Annotated in this window: 7 protein-coding genes; all 7 read right to left on the reverse strand. The window is 67.0% G+C overall.

Annotated features, from left to right (window positions below):
* Positions 1-68: 68 nt before the first annotated feature.
* The 7 genes from trxA to QJT78_RS25095 all read right to left on the reverse strand — a co-directional run bounded on the left by trxA (position 69) and on the right by QJT78_RS25095 (position 12,674).
* Positions 69-389: a thioredoxin gene (gene trxA, locus QJT78_RS25065; RefSeq protein WP_008540017.1), complete on the reverse strand. Its 321-nt coding sequence runs from the start codon at positions 387-389 to the stop codon at positions 69-71.
* A 67-nt stretch (positions 390-456) separates the two neighbouring features.
* A complete protein-coding gene (addA, locus tag QJT78_RS25070) occupies positions 457-3,966 on the reverse strand; it encodes a double-strand break repair helicase AddA (protein ID WP_028149806.1) in 3,510 nt (1,169 codons plus the stop codon).
* Positions 3,960-7,106: a double-strand break repair protein AddB gene (gene addB, locus QJT78_RS25075; RefSeq protein WP_028149807.1), complete on the reverse strand. Its 3,147-nt coding sequence runs from the start codon at positions 7,104-7,106 to the stop codon at positions 3,960-3,962. Before addB ends, addA begins: the two co-directional genes overlap by 7 nt.
* 214 nt (positions 7,107-7,320) lie before the next feature.
* Positions 7,321-8,043, reverse strand: a complete 723-nt coding sequence (locus QJT78_RS25080; RefSeq protein WP_028149808.1) for a nucleotidyltransferase family protein — start codon at positions 8,041-8,043, stop codon at positions 7,321-7,323.
* 155 nt (positions 8,044-8,198) lie between these two features.
* Positions 8,199-8,516, reverse strand: coding sequence for a PilZ domain-containing protein (locus QJT78_RS25085; RefSeq protein WP_281460343.1), 318 nt, complete (start codon positions 8,514-8,516; stop codon positions 8,199-8,201).
* An 88-nt stretch (positions 8,517-8,604) separates the two neighbouring features.
* Positions 8,605-10,173 (reverse strand): tRNA (adenosine(37)-N6)-threonylcarbamoyltransferase complex ATPase subunit type 1 TsaE, encoded by a 1,569-nt coding sequence (tsaE, locus tag QJT78_RS25090; RefSeq protein WP_028149809.1) that lies wholly within the window; start codon positions 10,171-10,173, stop codon positions 8,605-8,607.
* Positions 10,170-12,674, reverse strand: a complete 2,505-nt coding sequence (locus tag QJT78_RS25095) for a PAS domain-containing sensor histidine kinase (protein WP_028149810.1) — start codon at positions 12,672-12,674, stop codon at positions 10,170-10,172. The genes tsaE and QJT78_RS25095 overlap by 4 nt, the downstream gene beginning before the upstream one ends.
* Between the last annotated feature and the right edge of the window lie 59 nt (positions 12,675-12,733).

The raw sequence follows: 12,733 nt of genomic DNA on the forward strand, positions 1-12,733 counted from the left end.
TCGAGCAAAAACAAAACGGCCGGCGGGTCGCCGGCCGTTGAAGAATTCTCAGTTTCGCGCGAAGCGGATCAGACCGCCGACGTGATCCACTGCTGAAGCTTTGCCTTCGGCGCGGCGCCGACCTGACGGGAGGCCATCTCGCCGCCCTTGAAGATCATCAGCGTCGGGATCGACATCACGCCGTATTTCGACGCGGTCTTCGGGCTCTCGTCGACGTTGAGCTTCACGATCTTGACCTTGTCGCCCATCGCGCCGGCGATCTCGTCGAGCGCAGGTGCGATCATGCGGCAGGGGCCGCACCATTCGGCCCAGAAATCGACGACCACGGGGCCGTTCGCCTTGAGCACTTCGGCTTCGAAATCGGCGTCGGAAACCTTGCTAACGGCCATTGGAGTACCTCACTCGGTTGAAAGAATCGGCGCGGATGGGAATCGCGCTTGGGATCATGGCGTCAACCTATGAACGGCCCCTTGCCGGGTCAAGGACGCTCACGCCGACATGAAGGGATGCCAGCGCCGCGTCCAGCGCGGGGGCTGAAATCTCCATATATTCAAGGGCCTCGGTCCAGAGCAGGACGGCCCTGATCGGCTTTCGGGGATAAAGCCGCGCCAGCACCGCCCGGTACAGCGCAAGCTGCCGGACATAGGCGGCGGGCGCCTCAGCGGCGCTTTTGGGCGCCGCCTGGTTGGTCTTGAAATCGACGATCAGAACCTCATCCGGACCAACGACCAGCCGGTCAATCTGCCCCGACACCAGCGCTGGCGGCCGGCCCGGCCGGTCCAATCGGCCGACGATCGAGACCTCGGCACGGCTGCCGGCGGCAAACACCGGGGCAAAGCGCGGTTCGGCGATCAGGGCGAGAACCTTGTCGGTCAGCGCGGTCCGGTCGGCCTCCGTCCAATCGGGCGCGTTGCGCGCCATGAAGCCAAGCGCGGCGTCGCGCCGGCGCTCGGGGGCGATGTCGGGGAGGGATTGCAGCAGCCGGTGCACCAGCGTGCCGCGCTGCAGCGCCAGCGCGCGCGACTGCACCGATTCGCCTGACCGCACGCTACGGCCTTCCTCGGCCGACTGGCCGGAGGGGCGCACTGGATCGTCATCGACGCTCTCGTGCGGTACCGGCGTCCGCAGCCAGTCCGGCAATGCGATCGATTGGTCCATCGACATCGCAGGCGTGCCCAGCGCCGCGACATCCTCCGGCCGGGCGAATCGGGTCACCTTGCCGAGCGGCGTCTCGATCGTCTGCTTGTCCAGGCCCGAGCCGGTGAGCCCGGTGTCGATGAGGTCATACCAGCTCAGCTTGCGGACCGTCTTCATGTTACCGGGCATGCAGCCGCCGACGATCAGCCGATCGGCCGCGCGCGTCATCGCGACATAGAGCAGGCGGCGATACTCGTCCTCGGTCTCCTCGATCATGGCCTTGCGTGCGTCGGCGACGGGCTTGGGATCATCGGCCTTGCGCCCGGCCCAGACCACGACCTCGCCGCCGTTGCCGCGCGGCACGTGGATCAGCCGGACGCGCTGCGAATCCGCCGGCGATGATGTCGTGTCGACCATGAACACGACGGAGGCTTCGAGGCCCTTGGCGCCGTGCACCGTCATGACCCGCACCTCGTCGCGCGAGATCTCCATGTCACGCTTCACCTCGGTGTCGGCCGAGCGCAGCCAGGCCATGAAACCCTGCAGGGAGGCCGGTGCCTTGCGCTCGTAATTCAGCGCCAGCTCCAGGAACTCGTCGAGCGCGTCGTTGGCCTCATGGCCGAGCCGGCGCAGGATGCGTGCGCGTCCGCCGTCGCCGCCGAGCAGCCAGGCGTAGAAGGCGAACGGAGTCTCCTCGCGCGACCGCGTCTCGCAGGCTTCAAGCCGCCGCAGTGCCGTGGCGAACGTCTCGCTTGTGGCGGCATGTTCGGCGAGCGCGCGGCGCAGCGATCCCTTGCGGCCCCAGGCGAGCTGAAACAGGTCGTCGTCATCGAGCCCGAACAGAGGGCTCTTCAGCGCAACCGCGAGCGCGAGATCGTCCTGCGGCAGCAGCAGCGCGTCCGCCAGATTCATCAGGTCGATGATCGCGATGTGTTCGGTCAGCTTCAGCCGGTCAGCGCCGGCGACCGGAACGTTGGCGTGCTTCAGCGCCTGGATCACGGCGTCGAACGCATTGCCGCGCCGGCGCACCAGGATCAGCATGTCGCCGTAACGTAAGGGCCGGCGCTCGCCTTCGTGTCCCGTCAGCGTGCCGCTCTCGACCAGTTGCTTGATCTCGGTCTGGATGCGGCGGGCGAGCTTCACCTCGGGGCTGGTGGCGGCGACGCCATCGAACGGCGCGCGCCAGCCCTCGATCTCCTGCCTGTCATCGGGCTCGGCGAGATCCCACAGCTCGATCACGCTCGGGCCCGCATCGGCGAGCGCATTGTGCAGGGGATGGCCGATCTCGACCGAATGGATGCTCTTGTAGATCTGGGGCTCGCGGAAGACGTGGTCGACCGAGCGCAGGATCGCCGCGCCCGAACGGAACGAATAGGTGAAGGCGACCGGATCGAACTTCAGCCCGGCGGCGGTGAACTTGCGGTGCAGCTCGCGCCGGCGCGCATCGAATTCCCGGGGCTGGGCGCCCTGAAAGGAGAAGATCGACTGCTTCTCGTCGCCGACGGCGAAGACCGTGCGTTTCAATCCTTCACGCGCGCCTTCGCCGGCGGTGAACTCCGAAATGATATGCGCGACGATGTCCCACTGCCGCGGGCTCGTATCCTGGGCCTCGTCGATCAGGACGTGGTCGACGCCACGGTCGAGCTTGTAATGCACCCAGCCCGAGGAAACGCGGTCGAGCATCGCCAGCGTCTTGTCGATGAGGTCGTCGTAGTCGAGCAGCCCGCGCTCCTGCTTCTCACGGCGGTAGTTTGCGGCGGCCGCGGTCGCGATATGCAGCAGGGCCGCGGTGCGGTCGCGCATGGTCACCGCGCGGCGCTTCTCGATCAATCCGCCGAGGCGCTGCACCTCGTTCTCGAACAGCCGGGCGACGGATGGGTTGTGATCGCCAAATTTCTTGGTCAGCACCGCCTTGCGCGGCAGCTTTTCATCGGTGAGGAAGACGCCGAGATAGGCATCGACCTGTGCAGCGCCGGAAAACACCTTGGCCTCGCGGAAACGAGCGGCCTGGCTCTTGTCGGAAGAGGTGCCGTCTTCCAGCGCGAAGGCGATGTCGTTCCAGCGCGATCGCGGCAGGAATGGGCCGTCGAGAATTTCCGTCTCGACGTCCTCGATCCGATCGCTCGTCTCCACGCCCAGCACCGCCGCCATCTGCTCAGCAGCTGCCCCGGCGTTGCCGGCCTCGTCGGTCCAGGCCATGAAATGATCGCGGCTGAGACAGGCCTCGCGCACGACCTCCTTGAAGGTGACGTCGGCCGCACTCGCCATCGCGGTGAGCAGCGCGCGGCCGGTAACGGTCTCCGGATCGCGCGCGGCCTCCAGCAGCACCTTCAGATTGGCGCGCTCCATCATGTCGGTCTGGTCGCGCTCGTCGATCACGGCAAAGCGCGCCGGCACGTTGGCCTCGAACGGAAACTGCTGGAGCAGCCGGGTACAGAGCGCGTGGATGGTCTGCACCTTCAGCCCGCCCGGCGTCTCCAGCGCGCAGGCAAACAGCTTTCGCGCTTCGCGGCGTAGTCTTCGATCGGGATGTGGGATGCCGACCGCCTTAATCGCCGCGTCGAGCGCGTTGTCATCCAGCGTTACCCAATGACCGAGCGTCGTGAACACGCGTTCGGCCATGTTGGCGGCGGCGGCCTTGGTGAAGGTGATGCAGAGGATCTTTTCCGGCGGTACGCCCGACAGCAGCAGGCGGATCACGCGCTGCACCAGCACATGGGTCTTGCCCGAGCCGGCATTGGCCGACACGAACGCCGACGCAGTCGGATCGGACGCGCGCGCCTGCCGCGCACGTACCTCGTCGGGAATGGGGCGGGGCAGCTTCACCATTCCTCTATCCCCAAACCGCCGGCCGCCGACCATTCCTTGATGCGGGCGAGGTCGTCATAGGTGCCGTAGCGGTTGGTCCACATCGGCAGGTTCAACGAGGTGTACGCCTGATTCTCGTCCTCGAAGGCACGGATCAGCGCCTCGAGCTTCGCCCGTGCTTCGGCGGCGGCCGTGTCCGGCGGCTGCGGCTCGTCGCCTTGCTTATACTTGAGCTCGAGGATGCGCTCCTCGCCGGGCGGATTGTTGCCGCTCAGGCGCACATAGACGAGCTGGCTGACGGACGAACCCGCGTCGATGTCAGGGAATCCGCCCTCGCGCAGGATCGCCGCTTCCAGCGTGAGCTGCGGTGACAGGCCCATGCGGACCTGCTTGCCGGTCGGCGGCTGCCCGGTCTTGTAGTCGAGGATGGCATAGCTGCCGCCCTGGCGCCGCTCGATGCGGTCGGCGCGGGCGGAAAGCTGGAAGCTGCGGTCGTGGTCGAGCCGGATCGAGATCTCGCCACGCGTCTCCGCAGTGATGACCTCGATCACGTCGCGGCGTGCCGTCTCCCATTCGCCAAACCAGCGCGCGATGCGCTGGAAGCGCGGCCACCACAGCGCGCGCGCTTCAGGGCGCTCCATCAGCGGCGCGAAATATTTTTCACCGATCGCGCGCAGCACGCGGGCGGGATCGTCGGGCAGGCGCGTGGCGTAGCTTTCCGTGAACTCGCCGAGCGCATCGTGAATCGCCGAGCCGCGGTCGGCGGCCGACAGCGGCATGTCGACGGGGTCGAGCGCGTCGAGCCGCAAAATGTGCTTTGCGTAGATCGTGTAGGGATCACGCAGCCAGTCCTCGATCGCGGTGACCGACATCTTCAGCGGCCGCGTCGCGCGCGGCGGCCGCGGCTCGGGCTGCTTGACCGGCCTGACCTCGTCGGGCTGGTCCAGCGCGCCGGCAAACTGCACGTATTTTTCGCCCGCGCGGATGGCCGTCTTCCAGAGCTCGTCGCCCGCGACCGCCTCTAACCGGTGCAGGAAGCGCGAGGCGACCGCCGGTGCACCGCCGGCCTTCGCGGAATGGGTCAGGATCACCTCGTCGCCGCCGAGCAGTTGCGCGAAGTCGTGTGCGGAGAGGCCGATGCGGCGCTCCGGCAGATCGAGGCCAAGCTCGTGCCGCATCGGCCGGCTGAGCCAGGGATCGATGCGCGGCGCCGGCGGCCAGACGCCCTCGATCAGGCCGCCGATGATGATCCGGTCCGCCTGCATCAGGCGCGATTCCAGCGGGCCGTAGATCTGCAGCCGCGCGCCGGGTTTGTCCCGCCGCCGCACGGCCCGGTCGCTGAACGCCGTCTGGAAAACGTCGGCGTAGTCAGGCAGCGTCACCATCAATCCGCTGGTGGTGCCGCCGCGCAGGAGGTCGTCGAAGGCGGCTGCGAGCGCCAGGCCCTCGCGCTCCTCGAAGGCGAGCGGGATGCCCTGCTCGTCGCGCGACAGCTCGATCATGATCTCGCGGTGCCGGTGCGCGAGCTCGGCGAAGTCGTACGGTTTCGATGACGCGAGACTCTCGATCGGCGCCAACGCTCGTCGGAGGGCATCGATCAGCGCCTGGATACGATCGAGGTCCTCCGCCTTCAGACGCGCACGCGGCTCCGCACGGTGCAGCGCGGAGACCTCGCTGCGCCACAGCTTTGCCAGCTCCTCGCGGAAACGATTGAATTCGCGCAGCAGGCCCGCGGTGCCCGCAGGCGGCCGCGTGCCGCGCAGGACTGCAAGCTCGAGGCCCTCGATCGCCGCCTTCCATCCGCCAGGCAGCCGGCCAAGCCGGCACAGCGGATGCTTCAGCATCGCCAGCAGCGTCGGCGGCTCCAATCCCTTGGTCGCCGCTTCCGATGCCAGACGCGCGAAAACGCCGGCGGATGTTTCCATCAGCACGTCGCCGCCGGAATCGTCGAAGGCGAGATCCCATCGCGTCAGCGCGGCCATCACCCGCCGCGCCAGCGCGCGGTCGGGCGTCACGAGCGCCGCTGATTTGTCGAGATGGCGCGCCTCGCGCATCGCGATGGCGATCGCGAGCGCTTCCATTTCAGGGTTGGGGGCTTCGACGACTGCGAGATTCTTCATGCCGCCCGCGATCTTCGCGGCGACATCAGGCTGCTTCAGCCGGTCGTGCCAGACTTCCGTCTTCGCCGACGGACGCATCGATTCCGATGCGAGCAGATCGCGGCCGCCTTCCGCCGGCGGTTGGAGGATGTCGACGTCGCTGCGCTTGATGCCGAAGCGCTCCAGCAGTGCATGCATCGCATATTGCGGATGGTTCGACGCCGGATGCTCGGCGAACTTGCCGAGCGAATCGCGCACACCGCCGATGCTGCGCCAGGCGTCCTCGTCGAGGTCGGTGTCGAGGCCCGGCAGCACCACGGCGCCATGCGGCAGCGATGCGACCGCATGCAGGAATTTTGCGGTGGCCGGCATCGAGCCGGTGGAGCCGGCGGCGATCACCGGACCATGGGGATGTGCGGTCAACCGCCTGGCTTCCGCCGCGATGAGGAGATCGCGCCGCGCCGCGGGCTCGATCCGGTTGATCTCGGCGAGATGGCCGGGCCAGGCAATGCGCGCGATGCGCAGGAATTCGAGCGAGTGCTGCCAGTAGCGGTCGAGCATATCCGGCACCAGGCCGTCGAGCGCGCTCCAGTCGACGCCGCGCGTCACCATGTCGTCGATCAGGCGTGCGAGGTCGCCGGCCAGCGCGAGTGTCGAGGCGGGGCCGCCGACCACCAGCGGGGACAGCACCGGGCCCTTGGCCCAGGCAGCCACGAGCCGCGCCAGCGTCAGCCGCCGTTCCAGCTCGCCGAGCCGTGGCGGAATGTCGAGCGGCGCTGCGCCGGAGAACTGCTCGCCCTCGTCGGCGAAAGCGAGTTCGTCCTCGTCGATGTCGCCGAGCGCGACGATGCGCGGCAGGACCACCGCATCGGCCGCCATCTCGTCGAGAAAGATCTCGCGCACGACGCGCATGGCGCGCCTTGTCGGCAGGTACAGCGTGGCATCCGCAAGCCGCGCCGGTTCCTTGCGCGCCTCGAATCCGTCGACCAGCCGGCCGTCGAGCAGGCTCGAGACGACCGTGCGCAGGAACGGAACTGAGATGGGAACGCTGAAAACGCGCATGGGCTGCCTGATTCGGGAATCAGGCGCCAATATAGGGACGCGGATTCAAATGGATATGGGTGGAGGGGAGATAGTCCCCGCTGTTCGCCGGACCGGAACAGGTGTCATCATCCGCGAAGGCGGATGATCCAGTATTCCAGAGACGGTGGAGATTTAGCCGAGAAGCCGCGGCGTACTGGATGCCCCGCCTTCGCGGGGCATGACAGGGGCAGGCTTACGCCACGCTCTCCAGAAACGCCTCTTCCGCCGCGTGCACCGCGTCGGGCGTGCCGACATGCATCCAGACGCCGTCGAGGCGGAGGCCGAACAGCCGCTCCTGCTCGTTGGCGCGATCGAACATCCTGGTCAGCGAGAACTCGCCCTGCGGCGCATCGGCGAAGATCGAGGGCGACAGGATCGCAGCGCCGGCATAGACGAACGGAACGACCTCCTTTTCCTTGCGCTTGCGCAGGGCGCCGTCGGGCAGCATGCCGTAATCGCCACGGCCGCTATAGCCGATGCTGGTCGCGGTCGGCGCCATCAAGAGCAGGATGTCCATGCGCTCGGGGTCGAAGTTTTCCGCAAGCCGCGCCAGGTTCGAGCGCACGCCGTCGATCCACAGCGTGTCGGAATTGACATGGAAGAACGGCGCATCGCCGAGCAGCGGCAGCGCCTTGACCACACCGCCACCGGTGCCGAGCACCTGGTCGCGCTCGTCCGAGATGGTCACGCGCGGATGCTGGCGGGATGCGGTGTGATTGATGATCTGGTCCGGCAGATAGTGCACATTGACGATCGCCTCGGTCACGCCGGCGTCGCCGAGCTTGTCGAGCACATGGTCCAGCAGCGGTTGGCCGGCCACCGGCACGAGCGGCTTCGGCATCTTCTCCGTCAACGGACGCATGCGCAGCCCGAACCCCGCGGCGAGCACCATGGCTTTGGTCGGCTTGACGGACATCGTTCGCTTTCTCAGACTCGTCTTTCCCGGAATCCTGGACTTGAGAACTTTTGAAGTTCGCGTACGCAGCAATCCTAACACGGACCGCAATTGGCCGCACCGCGTCTTAACCGCCTTAACCACCTGCCGTGACGGTTGTACGACGGGTGTGGCCGTCACGCCCCACCGGATGTGGAACGCGCCTTCTTCTTCTTGTCGCCGAGCTTGAGAAAATTGACGCCGATCTGGTCGCCGTTGACCCACGCCAGCTCACAGCGACGGTACGCAAGTCCGGTGGAGGACAGCAGGAGAAAAAATTCCTTCAGATGCAGGCCCTCGACCGAGCCGTCGATGGTCAGCTTGGCGCCGCTCTCGGAGACGTCCTCCATGGTGCACTCGCGCCGCCAGGTGCCGTCGATCCCCATCATCTGGGCCGGTATCCCGCGCTCGAAAACAACCCGGCTGTTGCCACGATGGTCCGTCTTGACCGCCATCCGCCCTTGCTCCAGCCCCATCCTTGTCCGGCTGCCTGCGGGCGATGATACCGATGCGATGGCTAACAGGCGGTAAATCGGCCGCAAATCAGGCTTGAGGCTGCTCTTCAGGCTGCTCTTCAGACGGCTCTTGGGACGCCCCTTGGGGCGGCGGGACGTTGGCGAGATACCAGTCGCGCAGGTGAGCCAGCGCGGGATGTGCCAGCGAGCGCTGGAGGTAGGTCCAGATCCGCGGCTGGTGGCGCAGATAATGCGGCTTACCGTCGCGGCGGTTGAGGCGGGCGAAGGTGCCGAGCAGGCGCGTGTTCCGCTGCGCCGACATGATCGCATAGAGCTCGGCGAAGCCAGCGGGATCGAAGCTCGCGTCGTCCGCGCGGCGCGCCTTGATGTAGCGCGACAGCAGTGTCAGCTCGAGGGTCTCAGGGACGTCGATACGCGCGTCCTGCAGCAGCGACACGACGTCATAGGAGTGCGGCCCGAGCACGGTGTCTTGGAAGTCGATCACACCGACGCGCGCGATGCCGGTGCGCATTCCGAGCCAGATCAGATTGGGCGAGTGGTAGTCGCGGATGATCCACGTCCTCGGCGCGGCCAGCGGTTTCTTCAGCAGCTCGCGCCACATGGCGAAAAACTCCGCGCGCTTCTCGTCGCTCAGCGGCGCATTGCGGTCGGGCAGATACCATTCCGGCATCAACCCGATTTCGATCAGAAGTGCTTCGGTGTCGAAGACGGGAATGGTGTAGGTCTGATCCGCCAGCCGCAGCGTCTCCGGCAATGTCTCGCTGTGCAGCATCGCCAGCACGTCGGTTGCAGCCTCGTAGCGCTCCGCGATCGGGCGCGGCGGATTGCCCTCGATCACGCCTTCGCTGCCGAAATCTTCGGTGATCAGGAAGCCGTGGTCGAGATCGGAATGATGGATCGCGGGCGCGGAGATGCCCTGCGCGCGCAGGCCCTCGTCGATGGCGACGAAGGGCTTGACGTTCTCGGCGAGATGCACCGCCGCGCTGTAGGATTTTCCGCTGTACATCGCTGCGCCATCGGGGCGCTGCGGAAAGTTCATGAGGATGACGATCTCGTCGTCGCGCAGCAGTCGCGCATAGGAGCGGGTCGAGGCATCACCGGCCATGTGCTTGCGCGTTGCATCCATGTAGCCGGATGCCTCGAGGAATTCCCGCAGCGCCTTCAGCCGCGCGACTTGCACGGCGCTCTTGCCGTAACCGGTGATGTCGGCGGCGCGCGCGTTCGAGCCCAGCGCCGGCCGGTGCGTCAGCGCGATGTCGATGCGGTCTTGCGGCATCGCCGACGGTGCGCGCTCCGGCCATTCGATCAGGACGAGCGTGGCATCGGGAAGCGGTGACAGGCCGATCTCCTCGAGCTCGCTCTCGTCCTCGACGCGGTAGAGATCGGCGTGCATCACCGGAAACGGCGGCAGCTCGTAACCCTGCACCAGCGTGAAGGTCGGGCTCGGGACTTCCAGCGCCTCGTCGCCGGCGAGATAGCGGATCATGGCTCGCGCAGCCGCAGTCTTGCCGGCACCGAGATCGCCGGTGAGGGTGATGACGTCGCCGGGGCCGACCAGCAGCGCAAGGTCGGCCATCAATTGCGCAGTGGCCGTCTCGTTGACAAGCGCGACGGAGAATGTGGTCGGTTCAGTCATTCGGCGGCGTCGCGACGCGCCGCCTGGTCGGTCGGGAAGTCACAGATCACGACCGTGCCCCTGCCCACGATCGAATCCACCCGCACCTTGCCGCCATGCAGCTCGACGAAGGAGCGCACCAGCGACAGGCCGAGGCCGGCGCCGCGGTGACGCGACCCCTGCGAGCGGCTTTCGAACCAGTTGAACACCTTGTCCTTCATGTCGGCAGGTATTCCAGGCCCGGAATCTGTCACAGTGAAGACCACGCTGCGTTCGGTGCGGCGTGCGCTGATGCCGACTGTGGAATCCTGTGGAGAAAACCCGACGGCGTTGGCGAGGAGGTTATAGAGCACCTGCACCACGCGCTTCTCGTCGCCGACGAAGCTGCCGATATCGGGCGCGATCTCGACCTTGAGGCGGATGCGGTCGGTGGCGAGGCGGTCCTGGATGCCCTCGGCGGCGAGCTCGATGGCCTTGCTGACGTCGACCGGGCCGAGTTCCAGCTTCATGGCGCCGGCGTCGATCGTGGCGAGATCCAGGATGTTGTTGGTCAGCGCCAGCAGCGCGTTGGTCGATTTGGTGACGTAGTCGAGATATTCGGCTTGTTTCGGCGTCAGCGGCCCGGTCGAGGGATCGCTGAGGAAATGCGCGAAGCCGATGATGGTGGTGAGCGGTGAGCGCAGCTCGTAGGAGACGTGGTGGACGAAATCCACCTTCATCTGGTCGGCGGCCTCAAGCGCCTCGTTGCGCTCGCGCAGCGCACGCTCGACATTCTCGGTGTCGGTGATGTCCTGGAACGTCAGCATGGTCGCGCCGTCATGCAGCGGACGGATCATGCCGTCGAGCACGCTGCCGTCCTTGCGCTCCAGCTTCAGCGGCACGTCGGCGCGGCTCTCGATCGAGGTGACGGCCTCGCGGATCTGCCGCCAGACTTGCGCGTCGTCGAACAGCTGATGGCACCAGCCTTCGACCGTCTGGATGTGCGGCTCGTCGCGCATGGCGTCGCTCGACAGCTTCCACATCCGGACGAAGGCCGGGTTGAACAGCTGCGCCCTGCCGTTGCTGCCGAACACTGCGACGCCCTCGGCGAGGCTGTCCAGCGTCTCGCGCTGGACGCGGATCATGCCGTCGAAGCGGCGGGCGAGCTCGAGGCTTTCGGTGACGTCGTCGAACAGATAGGTGACGCCGCCTTCCGGATTCGGTGTGGTGACGACGGAGAGCGCGCGGCCGTCGGGCAGGTACCAGGTGTCCTTGGCGGCCTCGACCGCGCGATAGGCCTCGTGCAGCTTGGCCTTCCAGGCGCGGAAGTCCGGCTGCTCCGGCAGCTTGCGCGCTGCGCGGAGCTGGTCGAGCACGCTGGAATCGTCGGGATTGGCGTCGAGGAAGATGCGGTCGAGGTCCCACAGCCGACGGTAGGAATCGTTGTAGAAGGCGAGCCGGCGCTGGCCGTCGAACACGGCAACGCCCGAGGAGAGCTGGTCGAGCGTGCGCCGATGCGCCTCCGCCATCCGCACCAGCGCCGAGCTCAGCGCATCCGCCTCGCTGGCATCGATGGCGACGCCGACATTGCCGCTGCCGACATTGACCGCGCGGACGTCGTAGATGCGCCGCTCGCCGCCGATCACGATCGGCAGCCGCGAGGTGAAACTGGCCGCGTCCTTCAGGCCCCGCTCCATCGCGGTCCGGTCGGCACTGTCGAGCAGCTCGAGCTTGCGCTGCTGGGCGTCGGTGGCGCTGCTTGCCTCGGTCGCGCGTACATAGGCCGGATTGGCGTAGGTCAGCGTGCCGTTCTCGGCCTTGGCCCAGATCGGCCAGGGAGCCGCGGCGGCAAAGCCGCGCAGCATCTCGGTCTCGTCGGCGAGGGCCTTGTAGCGCAGATTGGTCTCGGCCAGATCGCGCCGGAGTCCGGAGAGTTCGCGAATCCTGACGATGGCCTGGCCGCCGATGGCGCGGCCGATGGCCTCCAGCGTGTGGCCATACGCGGTGGTCAGCGTCAGCTGGAACCCGTCGCCGCGGTCACGCAGTGCATCGACCGCGTGATCCATTTGGAGCGCGGGTTCCGGCGGCAGCCATGTTCCGAACGCGAGGACGCGCTGGGGGGAGGAATCGCGCGGCAGCACCATGGAGATGTCGCCGGAAATCTGCGCGCGATTGTCGCCGGCCGGCCAGGAGATCAGGATCTGCGGCTCGGCGAACAGCAGCGCGCCGAAGCGATCGGACTGGAGTTGCAGTTCCCCGATCCGCGCGCGCAGCCGCGCCTCGTTGTTCGCCGTGCGCACGCGCGTGCGCATCAACAGGATCGCGGCCACGACCGAGAAGCCGAGCAGCGCGAGCGCGGTGGCCAGCACCGCGAGCTCCTGCCGGTTGAAGTCCAGCATTATGGAAAGTGTGTCGACGAGGTCGGCAGCCTCAGCCGGCGCAGCCGGCAGCAGCGCCGCAAGAGCGCCTCCCAACAAGCCGTTGCGCGCCAACGATGTGCACGACAGCAGCGTCCGACGCATCGACACGATCACGCCTGACATAGTTGCCCCAGATCGCACGAATTTGCGCGCGGCGACCCCCGTCGCGCGCGAATCAAACG

The sequence above is a fragment of the Bradyrhizobium sp. Mp27 genome (assembly GCF_029953005.1).
Classification (GTDB): domain Bacteria; phylum Pseudomonadota; class Alphaproteobacteria; order Rhizobiales; family Xanthobacteraceae; genus Bradyrhizobium; species Bradyrhizobium barranii.